Raw genomic sequence first — 15,446 nt, forward strand, 5'->3', positions numbered from 1 at the left:
GCATTTAAAAGTTGGTGTCCATGGTGGCGGATAAAAAGAACCATCTTTATCTTTTGATAAGTATATTATTGGCATTAACAGTCTATCTCATCCCATTACCTGGCATTGGATATTCTGGCCATGCAGCTTTGTCATTACTAGTTTTCGCCATCCTCATGTGGGTTAGTGAGGTTGTACCATTAGCTGTAACTTCCATGATCATACTATTTATACAGCCACTAATGGGTATCCAAAGCTTTGAAGATGCGGTTATAGGATTCGCAAATCCCATAATATTTCTCATAATAGGCGGGTTTATAATGGCGGATGCGATAAGAGAGAGCGGACTCGCACTCAGATTAACCTACACGCTCCTCTCAAAGCTTGGAATTTCCCCTAAACGGACGTTATTTGTAAGCATATTCTCAACCGGCCTATTATCGGCTTGGATCGAGAATGTTGTGGCATTTGCAATGCTGCTCCCAGTTATAAAAGAGATAACAGAGTTAATGGGCTGTGAAAATGCCAAGGATGGTGAAAGCAACTTCGCCAAGAGCATGGTCCTCGGAGCATCATTCGGTTCCTTGGCGGGTGGACTTGCAACAGAAATAGGAACAGCCCCCAACCTTATGGCAGCAGCCTACACAAAGATACCATTCTTGAATTGGATGATATTTGGCTTTCCACTCTCAATAATACTCATGTTAATAATCTGGAAGATTCTATTGCGAATCTTCCCACCTGAAGTCCATAGCGCCAAGAACAAGACCATAGACGATAAACTCGACCTACTCGGACCAATGAAACGTGATGAAAAGATAACACTCCTAATATTATCCTTTGCAATAGTACTTTGGGTTACAGCTGGTTGGACCGGCATAGATAGTTACTCCGTGGCGCTGATAGCTGGTGTGCTCTTCATCTTCACGGGTGTGATAAAATGGAGAGAAGCGCAGAAGAACATCGACTGGGGGCTTATAATATTCTTTGGCGGTGCTCTTTCACTCGGCTCCGCCCTTTTAAATACTGGAGCCGCTAAGTGGCTTATAAAGGATATAATAGTGGCCTTAGGATCCCCATCCCCACTACTCATAACACTTGTCCTCATGGTCTTGGCCGTTACCATAACACAGGTCATGTCTAATATAGCCTTGTCAGCTATACTCGTGCCCTTATCCGTTACACTCGCCCATACGCAACATTTACCTGTTGGCATTTATGCTGTACCCGTTGCAATAGCATGTTCACTCTCCTTCATGTTACCCACAGCAGATCCTACAGTGGCCATGGCCCATGGAACCGGTTTTGTAAAACTAAGAGATATTCCCAAGAGTGGAATTCCACTTATTATCCTGGGGATAATCGTGACGATAATCGTGCTTTTCACTATAGCAAGACCCTTTCTAGGGGTCTGATTCTATTAGTTTTTCTATGAATTCTAGGTTGATGTTTTTTTCCACTGTCTCTGCTAGTCTGTCAAGGGAAAATCTTGTATTATTTTTGAATTCGTCTATATCGTAGGGTATTTTTTCTAGGCCTTTTCTTTCCCGGAGTATGTTCGTGAAGTATCTGCGGAATTTTAGGTTGTGGAATATGCCATGTAGATATGTTCCTGCGATGTTCCCTTCAACCGCCCCATCCAATTTTTTTCCTGGCATGTTACCGCAACCCCTTTTCAATAGTATGAGTGGCCTGGAATCTCCTAGGATTGTTGTGCCTTCATGGAGTTCATAGCCTTTGACCTGGACCCCCTTCAATCCTTGGAATATTCCCTGGCCTATTATTTTCCCTTGGCTTTGTGTTATTATCTTAGGGGCTCCTGTGAATTCTGTTTTGCAGTCTAGCAGTCCCAAGCCTTCTATGCTCCCATGTTGTGATTCTCTGCGGGCTTCATCTATTATTTTTTTGCCTAACATTTGGAATCCGCCACATATCCCGAATATTAGGCTTTCATCTTTGAGGTCGCTTATTTCATCGTGGAATCCATTTTCTTTTAGGAATAGGAGGTCGTTGATCGTGTTCCTGGTCCCGGGTATTATTATGGCGTCTAATCCATGGAGGGTGTCCTCTGCTTCTATAAATTTTATTGAGATGTCCTTTTCATATTCTAGGGGGTCTATGTCTGTGAAGTTGGATATTCTTGGCAATCGTAGGACTCCTATTCTTATTTTCCCCTTGTTTTTGTATTTTCTCTCTGATAGTGAGGCTGAGTCTTCTTCTGGGAGCTTGAGGTTTTCATCGTAGGGTATGACTCCGAGTACTGGGACTTTGGTTATTTTTTCTATCTCTCTGATCCCTGGCATTAGGATGTCTAGGTTTCCTCGGAATTTGTTTATGATCACTCCTTTTATCCTTTCCCTGTCTTTCTTGTCTAATAGCATGAACGTGCCTGCGATTGATGCGAATACACCCCCTTTGTCTATGTCGGCTACTAGTATCACATCCGCATCTGCTAGATGTGCTATTTCCATGTTCGCCAGGTCGTATTGGCGCATGTTGATCTCGGCTGGGGAACCCGCGCCTTCGATGATTATAAGATCATATTTTTCCCTTAGATTGTCCAGTGACTCCTTTATAGCTTTCAAGGCTCTTTTTCGGAGTTTTCTCTGGTAATCATAAAAGTTCATGTCCCCGGCTGGTTTTCCATGGATTATAACATGTGATATGAAATCTTCCTTGGGTTTTAATAGTATAGGGTTCATGTGATGTGATGGTTCAACACCGGCAGCCTCTGCTTGTAGAACCTGTGCCATTGCTATCTCCCTGTTCTCATTTGTCGTGTAGGAGTTGAGTGACATGTTCTGTGATTTGAATGGGGCAACACTGTAGCCTTTCTTTGCGAATATCCTGCAAAGTGCAGCTACCATCACGCTTTTACCAGCACTTGATGATGTTCCCTGGATCATTATACATTTTGCACCCATATGATGACTATCCCCCAGTGACTGTTACGTATATATATCCAATACTTAAGATAAAAAAGTAGTGAGGTTGATTTCATGGAACCTTCCAACCATGAAGATATCTTCTTCAAATATTCTAAAAGTGCTAATCTCATAGTGAAAGATTCTATCATAGAAGAATATAATAGGGAATTCATAAAATTAATCGGCTTGCCAGAAGACAGGTTAAAAGAGCTTAGTCTTGGGGACATGGATATTAGGCTCCCAGGCGAATTCGTTGGGGATCTTCATATAAGTCTCAAAGTTAATGGTTCAATTATACCAGTACTCATGACATGCGTACCCCTTGAGGATGGGAGATCATTCCTATCAATGAAACCAAGCGAAAAACTGCTAGAGGGGTTTAAATCCGTCTTTGAGTCCACAGCTGACGCCATACTCATAGTAGATGAGGATGGTAGGATTTTCGAGGCGAACCCCTCATTCTATAGGATATTCGGTTATGAGCGTGATGAGATCATAGGCCATGAACTTACCCTTATAATACCACCAGAGTTTCATGAAGACTTTAAGGAGATGATGGATAAGTTCAAGAAGGAGGGTGAACATCCCCTCGCAGGTAGAATATTCGAAACTAGGAGTCGAAGGGCTGATGGAAGTATCATATCAGTTGAAATGTCATTAACCCCATGGACTTTCAATGGGGAAAACTATGTTACATCTATTATTAGGGATATCACCGAGAGGAAGAAGATGGAGGAAGAATTAAGGGCCAGCGAGGAGAAGTATCGTAGGATAGTTGAAAAATTCATACAGAACGCACTTAAACTTATAGCTGAGATAAAAAAATAATAAAATAAATAAATGTTAGAAAAATATTTAACCTATGAAAAACATCTTAGTATCATAGTGATTATTTTTTTAATCTCAAAATAGGGGAGGAATCTGGATAAAAATGACAAGCGAGGTTAAAAAGGCTAACATGAAAGAATCATTCTCATATGAAACTTCAAAGGACATACCAGTACCCAAAAGATTAATAGATCAAATAATAGGCCAGGAAGAAGCGGTTGAGACGATAAAGAAGGCTGCTGAGCAACGCCGTAACGTACTACTCATCGGAGAACCAGGCGTCGGGAAATCAATGCTCGCAAAGGCAATGGCAGAACTACTACCAAGGGAACAACTCCAGGATATACTAGTATACCCCAACCTCGACGACCCAAACAATCCCATAATCAGCACAGTACCAGCCGGTGAAGGTAAAAGGATCGTGATGAGCCACAAAAACAGGGCAAGAGCCCAAGAAGAAAAGAAAAACCTCTTCATGATCGCTATAATAAGCTTCATACTCCTCATGGGGTTCATGCTCAAACAATTCCTCGCAGCCATAATAGCAGCAGGGATAATATTCCTAGCACTACAACAAATGAGACCACAGAAGACAATAATGGTACCAAAACTATTAATAAACAACGAAGGGAAAAAAACAGCACCATTCGTCGACGCAACAGGAGCACACGCAGGCGCACTACTAGGCGACGTAAGACACGACCCATACCAATCAGGAGGCCTCGGAACCCCAGCACATGAAAGAGTAGAAGCAGGGATGATACACAAAGCCCACAAAGGAGTGCTATACATCGATGAAATAGGTACAATGAAGATGAAAACACAACAAGAACTCCTAACAGCAATGCAAGACAAAAAATATTCAATCACAGGACAAAGCGAAACCAGCAGCGGGGCCATGGTAAGATCACAGGCAGTACCATGCGACTTCGTACTTGTAGCCTCAGGTAACCTACACGTGCTCGAGGGAATGCACCCAGCACTACGCTCAAGGATAAGAGGCTATGGATACGAGGTTTACATGAAAGACACCATGCCAGACACCCCAGAGAACAGACAAAAACTTGTACAATTCGTGGCCCAAGAAGTGGAAAAGGATGGGCGTATACCACACTTCAACAAGGACGCCATAAAAGAGATCATAAGGGAAGCCCAGCGAAGAGCAGGTAAGAAAGATTCACTAACATTAAGATTAAGGGATCTTGGAGGCCTCGTAAGGGCGGCTGGTGACATTGCAAAGAGTGAAGGCGCGGAACTCGTATCCAAAAAACACGTACTAAAGGCGAAGAAACTCGCAAGGACCCTCGAACAACAGATAGCGGACAGATACATCACCCAAAAGAAAAAATATAGCGTATTCAAATCCCATGGGAGTGAAGTCGGTAGAGTGAACGGTCTTGCAATCATAGGAGATCGTAGTGGTATAATCTTACCCATAGCAGCCGAGGCAGCCCCCGCACAGAGCAAAGAGGAAGGTAGAATCATAGCAACAGGTAAACTAGGTGATATAGCCAAGGAAGCCGTCCAGAACGTAAGTGCACTCATCAAAAAATACACCGGAACAGACATCTCCAACTATGACATACACATACAATTCCTACAAGCCTATGAAGGCGTGGAAGGTGACAGTGCAAGCGTATCAGTCGCGACAGCAGTAATATCAGCCCTCGAAGAGATACCAGTAGACCAGTCAGTGGCCCTTACAGGATCACTAAGCATAAGAGGTGATGTACTACCGGTTGGTGGCGTCACAGGCAAGATAGAAGCCGCAGCAGAAGCAGGAATAAAGAAAGTCTTAATCCCCAAGGCTAACATGGATGACGTGATGATCGAAAAGAAATATGAGGGTAAAATAGAGATAATACCAGTGAAAAGCCTAGGGGATGTTCTTGAACATGCGCTCATTGGTAAGGGTAAGGAGAGTCTAATAGAGAAGATGCAAAGGATAAGCGATATCATGCCAAAGGGTATAATAAAGAACCCCACAACCCACTAATCCCCTTTTAGAGCTTCTGCTATAAGCGGGGCCACTGATACGATGCTGACCTCTGATTTTATAGTGTCAGTGGCTATAACCTCATCCACACCCGTTGAGAATATCCTCAGGAGGGCGTCGCCAACGAGCACAGGATGTACACAGGCTACCTTGACCTCCTTAGGACCTTGAGTGTGGAGTATCCTAGAAGCATTGACGATGGTACCCCCCGTGCTGATAATATCATCAACTATTATAACACTTCTACCCTCTACATCAAAATTTTTGAGGCGTGTCTCCACCCTCTCGGGTGAGATGCGCACCTTTTCCATATAATCATATTCACAGCCTATTATCCTAGCCATACTCCTCGCATGATCCAGGGCGCCTTTATCAGGTGCGATTATGATAGGATCATCAACCCCCACGGATAAATGTTCTGCAAGGAGTGGTATAGCTGAAAGCTCATAAACTGGAATATTGAAAAAATTGATTATATCATGCTCATGTAAATTGACGGAGAATACTTCATCAGCACCCGCAGCTTCCAATAGTTCTGCTATTATCTTCACAGAGACAGCCTCGCCAGGTTTAAACTTTTTGTCCTGTCTTGAATACCCAAGGTATGGTATCACGGCCTTCACTTTATCCGCGCCGATATCCTTAAGATTTTTTATTATTAAAAATAATTCCATGAAATTTTCATCCTGGGGATACCCTGTTGATTGGATGACAACAACCTCATCGGGGATTTCACCCTTTATCCTAACGTATCTCTCACCATCAGGGAACTTATGTGTTTCTATTGGACACAATTGATCGTTTAGTAGATTAGCAACCTTCGCGGCCAAATTTTGAGATGCGGAACCCCCTATTATCAAGATGATCACCCTTGCAAAGAATATTTTAATATTCACATAGACTTTATATTAACTCCCCTCATAGATAATATAAATCCCTACTCATATTAGACTCTGAGAGGTGTGAACCCTTTGCATGAACTTTCAATGGCTGATGCCATTATAAAAACAGTTATTGACGCCGCTGAGAAGAACAACGCCATAGAAGTATTAGAGGTTACAATTGAAATTGGAGAGTTAACACTCCTTAACCCAGAGCAGATAAAATTCATATTAGAAGTTTTAAGTGAAGACACTATACTAGAGGGTGCGAAATTTAACATTGAAATAATACCCGCCAGGATAGAATGCCCCTGCGGATATAATGGTAGGATAACCTCTAATGATGAACTGGACCATTATAATCCGATAATTTCATGTCCATCCTGTGGTGGGGGCGAGTTTAAGATAATTGATGGGAGAGAATGCAACATCAAGAACATAAAAATTGAAAAGGAGGAATAACATGCACAAAATTGCAGAGGTGGAAATACAGAATGATATACTGATAGCTAACAAAAAACTTGCAAAACGTAATCAGAGACTACTTGACAAGGCAGGGGTCTTCGCAATAGACTTCCTCGGGGCTGTGGGCTCAGGCAAAACCACACTCATAGAAAAGCTCATAGAAAAGATGGATTATTCAATAGGCGTTATAGCAGGTGACATTATAAGCAAATTTGACGCTGAAAGAGTTAAACGATACAACATACCAGTAGTGGGCCTTAACACTGGAAAAGAATGCCACCTCGACGCTCACCTAGTAGAACACGGTCTCGAGGATCTCCCACTCGATAAAATAGACCTACTGTTCATAGAAAATGTGGGAAATCTCATATGTCCAGTTGATTTTGATCTTGGTTCACATATGAGGATAGTTATCATAAGCGCCACAGAAGGCGACGACACCGTCCAAAAACACCCACTAATCTTCAAAGAGGCAGATCTTGTAATAATAAACAAGGTAGACCTTGCAGATGCAGTTGGCGCAGACATTGACAAAATGGTGGAAGACGTATCAAGGATCAACCCCCACGTAAAGGTCATAAAAACTAGCCTAAAAAATGATGAAGGCATCGAAGAGATTATAGAAGCCATCCTAGAGGCCATGTAACCCCCCCCAATTTGGTGATCACGTGAAAGTATGGATCGACATAACAAACGCACCCCATGTAAGATTTTTCAAGAATATCATAGAATACCTACAAGGAGAAGGGGAAAATGTCATTATAACCACGCGCAAATTCGGGGACATACACAAATTAATGAAATTATTCGGATTCGATTTCATATCAATAGGCAAACACGGAGTCTCACTAGCCGAAAAACTAAAAGAGAGCACAGAAAGAGCCTACAAGCTTTCAAAGTTGATAATAGAAGAGAAACCGGATGTTGGAGTGTCAAAGCATTCAATAGAACTTCCAAGGGTGACCTTCGGCCTCAAAATCCCCAGTGTCTACATACTCGATAATGAACATGCACTAGCCGCTAACAAACTCACACTACCATTATGTGAAAGGATAATAATGCCAAAGGTAATAAACATCTGGGATGTTATAAAAACAGGCGCAGACCCAAACTCCATAATACGCTACAAGGGCACATCAGAAATCCTACACTTCCAAAATTTCAAATACAATGATAAAATATTCCAAGACCTTAAACTGGAACTGAAAAAAGAAAAAACCATCCTAATGCGGCCAGAACCCGCCCTGGCATCATACCTGGACGCTGATTGCCACAAATCAGTCCTCACACCCATAGTTGAAATACTAAAAGACCATGCCAACATACTCGTCATACCAAGATTCAAAGAACAAGCCGAACTATTCAAGGGATACGAGAACGTGACAATCCTCAAACCACCAGTAGACACCTTCAGCCTAATGAAAAAATGCGATCTCATGATAGGAGCCGGGGGCACCATGAACCGTGAAGCTGCACTATTAGGGACCCCAGTTATATCATGTTACCCAGGCAAACCATTAGCAGTAGACAAATTCTACATAGAGAACGGCCTCATGCACAGATCAACTGACGTGGATGAAATAGTAAAACTAGCCCTAAGATTACTATTAGATGATAAAAAACCGCCAAAAATAAAAACAGATAACCTATTTAAAATAATAATCGAAAATATTTACAATGCAGCTAATAAGAGTTAGTGGACTGGCCGGGATTTGAACCCGGGGCCTCCGCCATGCCAAGGCGACGCTCTACCAACCTGAGCTACCAGCCCCCCATATCCTAAGAGTATTATCAGACTATTAATCAGACTATTATATTATTTAAATTTAACCCCCCCACACACGATAGGTGGTATATTTTGAATATTAGAAACGTTAAGGAAAGGGATTTCACTAGGATAGCGGAACTCGCACAGAAATGTAAGCCCATGGCCACAGAGAGAAACTCTATATATCATTTATTCACGAAATTTTTCTCAAGCACATCATTTGTAGCAGAAAAAAACCAGAGGATAATAGGATTCCTCCTAGGATTCATATCACAAGACAACCCAAAAGAGGCCTATATACACCTTTTATGTGTTCATCCAAGATATAGGGGCGAGGGCATAGCATCCAAACTCCTAGGAGAATTTATAGAAACAGTTAAAAAGAAGAATATCAGGAGAATATCCCTTATAACAAAACCAATAAACAAAAAGGCGATATCATTTTACAGGAAACACGGATTTAAGGACTACAAGGGCCCCCAAACTAGAAAAATTGGGGATGTGAATGTTTTCAAGGACTATAATGGTGAAAGGGAAGACATGGTCCTCTTTGAAAAATCTCTGAAGTGAATCCCCCACCTATCAGATGAGGCCCCCAGCGCTTAGGAAAAATTTTATTCTTCCCCCACATTACATATTGAGAGACCACTCCCATATCTTAAGATACTAGAGGTATGTTTACAGGGACATTCAAAACCGGGGCTGGGGACACGCTCCAAGGAACAATTTTCAGAGGCTGTATTTAAGTCTACGGCTCTTGTCATCTCCCCATTGTATGGGGGTTTTCTTGGAGAATGAGATAAAATTATTTATGTAAGGTTAATCTATATGGGGATTAAAGTTACAGGGGGAGAGTAGATTGCAATTAATCCCTCAAAACCATCTTCAACTGATAATAGAAATAGCGATAATATTGTATGCCGGTATGATATTCCTATTTAATCTCGCCCCTATTTCACTAGGCTTTTTACTTTTCCTTTGCCTCCTTCTCGGTGTTATCTTCAATGTAATGTTCGGAGTAGATATAATATCCCTTTTCACATCATTTGGACAACAAGAGTATACCCACCCCTTCGGGCCCTTGGCCCTTATGACGATGATAACTGCACTGGCAGCTATAAACATGATGGAGGACGCGGGTGTTGATGTCAGAGGTTTAAGAGGATTCCTATACATTCTCATAGCAGGTATAACAATATTCGGGGGGCTGATGCACCGATCCTTCCTCCTTTTATGGCTTCTTGGATTATTCATAGGCCTGATCATAATCTCAAAATCCTTCCGGAGAGAATCAGTCTTCACACTTAAAAGGATTATCTTATTCATCCTAATAGTTATAGGAGCATTCAGCTCCATTGAATTAATTTCGAGGGTCCTTCAAATGCCCATTTTAAGCCCATATCTTAGGATAATAAGGATAGAAGAGAATGCCATCCCAAGCATAAAGATGGTGCTTAAGAACACTTATCTTATCGGGCACGATCCATCATCATCCTACTGGGGGGATGCATCCAAGGGTTTCGCAGATGGATACATTTCACTGCCAATATCCCTAATATTATTCTTTGGATTGCCATTACCAATATTCTATGGTGTACTAGTAAGCAAGAAGGATGTAATAGATTACATGCTCCCAGGGATATTTGGTTGGGCTTATGACTTCGGATACCTTACATTATTCTTTTTCCTGGTCTGGTGTATCGGTATCATAATACTAGGTTTCAAACTGCTTCGAATGTACAGGTCTAAGAGGGAAGAAGGATTAAAAAGTTATCTTGGAAGGGAGGCCCTACTTATAGGTTCCCTGACAGCATTCATATCCCAGGCTATTATAGGCCTTTTCATAGTTAATCGGAGTATAAATGGAACAGCACTTTTAACCTTCATATTCCTAAGTTCATTGATACTAGCCCATATAGTTAAAATAAAGGAAGTGTAATTGATGAAGAAAGTTTTAATACTCTTAGGCTGTCCCGAATCTCCTATACAAGCGCCAATAACCTTATACCTTTCATATAAACTCCGCGAGAAAGATTATAGGGTGACTGTAACCGCTAACCCAGCCGCTCTAAGATTGCTTGAAGTGGCAGACCCCGCCAGAGCATACCTAGATAAAACTTCAGATCTTGACTCCACCATCGATAGTCTCTCAAAGGCCGAATACGATCTTTTATTCGGTTTTATACACAACGACGCCGCCCTAACATATTTCATAACATTCAAAAGTATACTAGAGGTTCCATCCATAGCGATAATATTTGGAAGAGATGCTGAAATTATAGATACACTTGAAAAGGAGGTTAAAGAGAACACAGACTCTCATATAGTATCCGTAAGGGCTCATCACAACCCAAACCCATTGAAAGTGCGCATAGATAAACTCCTAGAGGAACTGGAGGATTAAAATGTCATTTTGTCTTGAAACTTACCTACAGCAATCAGAAGATTATAAAATTCATATTTCAAGGGCAGGTTACAGAGAATGTGCAAAGCTGATCAAGGAAAAAGCCGCGAAGGTCCTATATGTGAAGGCTGGTGAAAAAATCCTCGGAGCAAGACTCATAGGCATACCCCCAATACCCATTGGCATCAACAAAGAAAAGAAAACAATCATGATACCCTATACCAAACCCTGTTATGGGACGGCCGTAGTCGAAATACCAGTAAACGAGGGGGAAATAGAGAAGATAAAAAAGGTTGCGATAAAATAACCCCAATAGGGGGTGCACTATTATTATAACCACAGTAGTTGGAAGTTACCCAAGCCAACCATCCAAACCAAGAAACTGGAGAGAAAAACTACTCAACATAATAGGATCCTATGACCCCTACAAACATGCAATTAAAATAGCAGTTAAAGACCAGATAAAAGCAGGTATAGATATAATCTCCGACGGACAAGTACGCGGGGACATGATAAGCATCTTCGCATCAAAAATCCCAGGAATGAAAGTTGAAAATGGCACATCAAAGATAATATCCCGCATACTACCACCCCAGAACCCCATAGGCGCCCAAGACCTCAAATTTTCACAGAGAATCATAAAAAAACTCGGAGGCGGACAAAAGATCAAGGGTATAATCACAGGCCCCACCACACTAGTCCACTCCTCCAGGATCGAAGGCTTCTATGAAAATAAAGAAAAGGCCATAATGGACATGGCAGAAGCCCTAAAAAGAGAAGCATCATACCTTGAAGAAGCCGGAGCTTCAATGATACAAATAGACGAACCATTCCTATCCACCGGCACCGTCAACATCAAAACAGCCAAAAAAGCAGTTAAAAGGATATCAGATGTTATAAGCGTCCCAGTAGCCCTACACGCTTGTGGAGATATAAGAGAAGTCTTCGAAGACCTTCTAAAATTCAACGTGGAGATAATAGATTGTGAATTCGCAGGAAACCCAAAAAACCTAGAAATCATCAAGGACGCCGAACTAAAAGACAAAAAAATAGGATTCGGATGCATCGACACAAAAAGCCAAAAAATAGAAACTATAAAAGAAATAAAAAACCTCATCAAAAAAGGTATAAAAGTAATCGGAGAAGAAAAAATCATCATAGACCCAGACTGTGGGATGAGAAAACTCCCAAGGAACGTGGCATTCTCCAAACTCAAAAACATGGTGGAGGCGGCTAATGCCCTACAAGATAACAGCCAATGAAATCAAAGACGGATGGCAAAAACTAATCAAAAAAATACTCAAAGAAGGCAAACCAATAAAAGACGAAAGAGGCACAAGGACGTTAGAGATCCTCAACGCAATAGTAGAAATCCAGAGACCATTCAGACCAAACTTCTACCACATAAACGAGGAAATAGAAACCCCAAAAGGGTACTTCTGGAGTGGTGAAAAACTCAAAGAGTATGCAAACCAATTCCTCAAACCAGACAAAAAAGGATTCATCTACACCTACGGAAACAGACTAAGAAGCCACTTCAAAGTCGACCAAGTAGAAGAGGCCATAAAGCGTTTAAAAAACTTCAAAAAGACGCGAAGGGCCACAATGATAACATGGGACCCCCAAGTCGACACAAAAGAAGATGAAGTACCATGCATGATACTAATAGACTTCAAAATCAGAGGCAACAAACTCTACACAACAGGTGTCTGGAGGTCCCATGACATCTACGGAGCATGGTTCCCCAATGCAGTAGGCCTAGCACACCTTGCAAAATATGTTGCAGAAAAAACAGGGACAAAAGTGGGCCCCATAACAATCCACAGTATAAGCGCCCACATATACGAGGTTAACTTCGAAGAAGCCAAAAAAATGATGAGGTGATAAAATATGGTAAGTGTAAATTTAAAAGCTAAAAAAATCCTAGATGAGATGATATCAAAAGCGGACGATCTTAAAATAAAAGTGCAAAGACTGGATAATGGTTCAACAGTCCTGGACTGTGGAGTGAACGTGGAAGGGAGTATAAAAGCCGGTGAACTCTACACCAAAGTCTGTCTTGGAGGGCTTGCAGACGTGGGCATATCAATACCAGCAGACCTCTCCAAAAGATTAGCCCTACCATCCGTAAAAGTGAAAACAGACTCCCCAGCCATCTCAACACTAGGATCCCAGAAAGCGGGATGGGCCGTAAACGTTGGAGAATTCTTCGCACTAGGCTCAGGACCGGCCCGCGCATTATCAAAGAAGCCAAGTGAAACATACGAAGAAATAGATTACGAAGATGATGCCGAAATTGCGATAATAGCCCTCGAAAGCGACAAACTCCCAAGCGAGGATGTTACAGAGAATATAGCAGAAGAATGTGGGGTCCCAACCGAGAATGTTTATGCCCTGGTAGCCCCAACAGCATCAATTGTAGGTTCAATACAAATTTCTGGCAGAGTCGTTGAAAACGGCACCTATAAGATGCTGGAAGCCCTAGATTTCGATGTTAAAAAAGTGAAATATGCTGCTGGGATAGCACCAATAGCACCAGTAGACCCAGACGGACTAAAGGCAATGGGTAAAACAAATGATGCAGTACTATTCGGGGGCCGGACATACTATTATATCGAATCAGATGAGGGCGACGACCTAAAATCCCTTACAGAGAATCTCCCATCATCAGCCTCCAAAGACTATGGCAGACCATTCTATGAAATATTCAAGGAGGCCGACTATGACTTCTATAAGATAGATAAGGGGATGTTCGCCCCAGCCGAGGTTTTCATCAACGATCTTCGCACAGGCGAAGTATTCAGGGCAGGTTTCGTCAACGAAGAACTGCTCATAAAATCCTTCAACTTGTAAACCAGCCCATACTCGCATATGAGATTTGTCTGCCCTGATAGGTGATCCTTTCTGGCGGTTTATGCCGCCATTACCTCCCATCTTTTGGGAGCTAATTTTTTATAATATTCAGAGCAAACATTCAAGACGCTACTATATATTTTTTGCAAAAATTGTATATGTGAGCAAAAATTTTTTGTCTGAAAAAGAGCATAGTGGGGGGGCGTGTCGAAATTTCCGGTTGTTGATTTTTTGCTTAGATTTTTTTGAGCTTTTCCGATTCTATTGCTTAAACAATACCTGACCAGTTATGTTCTAGTGCAATGAAATCGCTTATATTATTTCAATAGCCGAACCACATTATCCTTTGTAGTTTTGGCTCTTCTTTGTTATACCAGTGTTTGAAAAGATTTTAAATTGTGTGGTGACAATTCTTTTGGATATTCTTCAATTGAACTCCGGAAATCCAACTCCAAACTCTTTTGCAAAACCCCCCAAAAAATTATAGCATTATCTTCCTCCTTACTAGTATATGGTGTATCCACAATTTGAACAGTAGCCGTATGGATCCCTATAGCCAGCAGTACCAGTGGCATGGTAGGTATATCCTCCACAGTTTGGACAGACTAATAGGCCATCATCGTCTCCATATCCACACCATGGACATCTTGTACCCACATACCATGGGTAATATCCACAGTTTGGACACTCCTGGGCTCCTGAGGACCTTCCTGAGTCTCCACCATCAGTTTTGATAACTAATGGCGGATTTGTAGTAGTATTATTCGCTGGTGGATAAAATGGCCATTGAATGCATCCAAAACAGGAAGTTAAAAGCACCATCACAGCAAAGATAGAAATCAAAAACTTTGTATCCATCTTCTACCCCCTCTAATATTTTTTTGTGAGCATGACGCTCATTCTAGGAGGGATTTCTAGGGATGATAAAATCATTCTTAGAAGTACCCCCCCATCTTCAATTTTATTTTTATGTAGGATGTTATTATACTTTTCCTAGTGTGGCCCCACTCCCATTTAATGGTGGGATTTTATTAGCAGTCAGTGGTAGATCCTATTGGTGAACTACCCCTCCATGATGGGAGGGATTTCCTGTTTCAATGATGAAACTTGCCCAGCAACCACGACCGAAGCAGGGGATGCTGAGTAGGGGGTTTTTCGCGGGCTTGGGGGCTGTCCCAGCCCCGAGTCGAGTATTCTGGTGGCGGATATGTGGGTCTTGGTATGGGTTATTGGGGGTTAGTCCTTTGCTTGTGCCCTTTGGGTTTACTTTCACTGCTCGTTTACCAGCGTTTTCAGCTTTGTAAGCGAGCATGTTGGAGGAATCTACCCTGACTACCAAGTTTTT

General features: G+C 41.8%; 17 protein-coding genes and 1 tRNA gene. 13 read left to right on the forward strand and 5 right to left on the reverse strand.

The annotated features are described in order from the left end of the window. The first annotated feature begins 20 nt into the window (after window positions 1–20). Window positions 21–1,394: a DASS family sodium-coupled anion symporter gene (locus MTTB_RS03120; protein WP_248565055.1), complete on the forward strand. Its 1,374-nt coding sequence runs from the start codon at window positions 21–23 to the stop codon at window positions 1,392–1,394. Here MTTB_RS03120 and cobQ read toward each other — a convergent pair. Continuing rightward, entirely contained in the window at window positions 1,383–2,903 is a 1,521-nt protein-coding gene (gene cobQ, locus MTTB_RS03125) for a cobyric acid synthase CobQ (RefSeq protein WP_248565056.1), read from the reverse strand. The two genes, MTTB_RS03120 and cobQ, sit on opposite strands and share 12 nt — an antisense overlap. Before the next feature lie 75 nt (window positions 2,904–2,978). Here cobQ and MTTB_RS03130 point away from each other — a divergent pair, with 75 nt between their 5' ends. Both MTTB_RS03130 and lonB read left to right on the forward strand, forming a co-directional pair. Continuing rightward, window positions 2,979–3,734, forward strand: a complete 756-nt coding sequence (locus MTTB_RS03130) for a PAS domain-containing protein (RefSeq protein ID WP_248565057.1) — start codon at window positions 2,979–2,981, stop codon at window positions 3,732–3,734. 103 nt (window positions 3,735–3,837) lie between these two features. Further along, window positions 3,838–5,730: an ATP-dependent protease LonB gene (gene lonB, locus MTTB_RS03135; RefSeq protein WP_248565058.1), complete on the forward strand. Its 1,893-nt coding sequence runs from the start codon at window positions 3,838–3,840 to the stop codon at window positions 5,728–5,730. Here the strand turns inward: lonB and MTTB_RS03140 are convergent. Further along, on the reverse strand, window positions 5,727–6,590 hold the full coding sequence (locus MTTB_RS03140) for a ribose-phosphate diphosphokinase (protein ID WP_248565059.1): 864 nt from the start codon (window positions 6,588–6,590) through the stop codon (window positions 5,727–5,729). The two genes, lonB and MTTB_RS03140, sit on opposite strands and share 4 nt — an antisense overlap. A 111-nt stretch (window positions 6,591–6,701) precedes the next feature. On the opposite strand from MTTB_RS03140, the gene hypA reads away from it, so the two are divergent. The 3 genes from hypA to MTTB_RS03155 are packed head-to-tail and all read left to right on the forward strand — an operon-like array spanning window position 6,702 to window position 8,773. Beyond that, window positions 6,702–7,073 carry a hydrogenase maturation nickel metallochaperone HypA gene (gene hypA, locus MTTB_RS03145; RefSeq protein WP_248565060.1) on the forward strand — a complete coding sequence of 124 codons (372 nt, stop codon included), beginning with the start codon at window positions 6,702–6,704 and terminating at the stop codon, window positions 7,071–7,073. A gap of 1 nt (window position 7,074) precedes the next feature. After that, a complete protein-coding gene (gene hypB, locus MTTB_RS03150; RefSeq protein WP_248565061.1) occupies window positions 7,075–7,722 on the forward strand; it encodes a hydrogenase nickel incorporation protein HypB in 648 nt (215 codons plus the stop codon). 22 nt (window positions 7,723–7,744) lie between these two features. Beyond that, window positions 7,745–8,773 (forward strand): DUF354 domain-containing protein, encoded by a 1,029-nt coding sequence (locus MTTB_RS03155; RefSeq protein ID WP_248565062.1) that lies wholly within the window; start codon window positions 7,745–7,747, stop codon window positions 8,771–8,773. Here the strand turns inward: MTTB_RS03155 and MTTB_RS03160 are convergent. Then, window positions 8,774–8,847 (reverse strand) — tRNA-Ala (locus tag MTTB_RS03160). 87 nt (window positions 8,848–8,934) lie between these two features. Between MTTB_RS03160 and MTTB_RS03165 the strand changes: the two genes are divergently transcribed. The 7 genes from MTTB_RS03165 (at window position 8,935) to mch (ending at window position 14,101) form a co-directional block, all read left to right on the forward strand. Continuing rightward, complete coding sequence (locus MTTB_RS03165; protein WP_248565063.1) at window positions 8,935–9,414, forward strand: GNAT family N-acetyltransferase; 480 nt, start codon at window positions 8,935–8,937, stop codon at window positions 9,412–9,414. Between the two features lie 289 nt (window positions 9,415–9,703). Continuing rightward, entirely contained in the window at window positions 9,704–10,783 is a 1,080-nt protein-coding gene (locus tag MTTB_RS03170) for a hypothetical protein (protein ID WP_248565064.1), read from the forward strand. Between the two features lie 3 nt (window positions 10,784–10,786). Beyond that, the gene (locus MTTB_RS03175) at window positions 10,787–11,248 is read left to right on the forward strand and encodes a DUF1890 domain-containing protein (RefSeq protein WP_248565065.1); all 462 of its coding nucleotides are present in this window, start codon (window positions 10,787–10,789) and stop codon (window positions 11,246–11,248) included. A 1-nt stretch (window position 11,249) separates the two neighbouring features. Next, the gene (locus MTTB_RS03180; RefSeq protein WP_248565066.1) at window positions 11,250–11,555 is read left to right on the forward strand and encodes a DUF1894 domain-containing protein; all 306 of its coding nucleotides are present in this window, start codon (window positions 11,250–11,252) and stop codon (window positions 11,553–11,555) included. Between the two features lie 25 nt (window positions 11,556–11,580). Next, on the forward strand, window positions 11,581–12,510 hold the full coding sequence (locus tag MTTB_RS03185; protein WP_345894021.1) for a methionine synthase: 930 nt from the start codon (window positions 11,581–11,583) through the stop codon (window positions 12,508–12,510). Next, the gene (locus MTTB_RS03190; RefSeq protein ID WP_248565067.1) at window positions 12,485–13,132 is read left to right on the forward strand and encodes a thymidylate synthase; all 648 of its coding nucleotides are present in this window, start codon (window positions 12,485–12,487) and stop codon (window positions 13,130–13,132) included. The genes MTTB_RS03185 and MTTB_RS03190 overlap by 26 nt, the downstream gene beginning before the upstream one ends. A 6-nt stretch (window positions 13,133–13,138) precedes the next feature. Continuing rightward, window positions 13,139–14,101, forward strand: a complete 963-nt coding sequence (gene mch, locus MTTB_RS03195) for a methenyltetrahydromethanopterin cyclohydrolase (protein WP_248565068.1) — start codon at window positions 13,139–13,141, stop codon at window positions 14,099–14,101. Window positions 14,102–14,605: 504 nt separating this feature from the next. On the opposite strand, the gene MTTB_RS03200 is transcribed toward mch, so the two are convergent. Beyond that, window positions 14,606–14,959, reverse strand: a complete 354-nt coding sequence (locus MTTB_RS03200; protein ID WP_248565069.1) for a hypothetical protein — start codon at window positions 14,957–14,959, stop codon at window positions 14,606–14,608. A 193-nt stretch (window positions 14,960–15,152) separates the two neighbouring features. Beyond that, the gene (locus MTTB_RS03205; RefSeq protein WP_248565070.1) at window positions 15,153–15,413 is read right to left on the reverse strand and encodes a transposase; all 261 of its coding nucleotides are present in this window, start codon (window positions 15,411–15,413) and stop codon (window positions 15,153–15,155) included. Between the last annotated feature and the right edge of the window lie 33 nt (window positions 15,414–15,446).

Origin of the sequence: Methanothermobacter tenebrarum (assembly GCF_023167465.1) — an archaeon.
Taxonomy (GTDB): Archaea; Methanobacteriota; Methanobacteria; order Methanobacteriales; family DSM-23052; genus Methanothermobacter_A; species Methanothermobacter_A tenebrarum.

Bases quoted from the DNA above. Each gene is read 5' to 3' on its own strand.
- MTTB_RS03120 (WP_248565055.1), top strand. From the start codon at position 21: ATGGTGGCGGATAAAAAGAACCATCTTTATCTTTTGATAAGTATATTA.
- cobQ (WP_248565056.1), bottom strand. From the start codon at position 2,903: ATGGGTGCAAAATGTATAATGATCCAGGGAACATCATCAAGTGCTGGT.
- MTTB_RS03130 (WP_248565057.1), top strand. From the start codon at position 2,979: ATGGAACCTTCCAACCATGAAGATATCTTCTTCAAATATTCTAAAAGT.
- lonB (WP_248565058.1), top strand. From the start codon at position 3,838: ATGACAAGCGAGGTTAAAAAGGCTAACATGAAAGAATCATTCTCATAT.
- hypB (WP_248565061.1), top strand. From the start codon at position 7,075: ATGCACAAAATTGCAGAGGTGGAAATACAGAATGATATACTGATAGCT.
- MTTB_RS03175 (WP_248565065.1), top strand. From the start codon at position 10,787: ATGAAGAAAGTTTTAATACTCTTAGGCTGTCCCGAATCTCCTATACAA.
- MTTB_RS03180 (WP_248565066.1), top strand. From the start codon at position 11,250: ATGTCATTTTGTCTTGAAACTTACCTACAGCAATCAGAAGATTATAAA.
- MTTB_RS03190 (WP_248565067.1), top strand. From the start codon at position 12,485: ATGCCCTACAAGATAACAGCCAATGAAATCAAAGACGGATGGCAAAAA.
- mch (WP_248565068.1), top strand. From the start codon at position 13,139: ATGGTAAGTGTAAATTTAAAAGCTAAAAAAATCCTAGATGAGATGATA.
- MTTB_RS03200 (WP_248565069.1), bottom strand. From the start codon at position 14,959: ATGGATACAAAGTTTTTGATTTCTATCTTTGCTGTGATGGTGCTTTTA.
- MTTB_RS03205 (WP_248565070.1), bottom strand. From the start codon at position 15,413: ATGCTCGCTTACAAAGCTGAAAACGCTGGTAAACGAGCAGTGAAAGTA.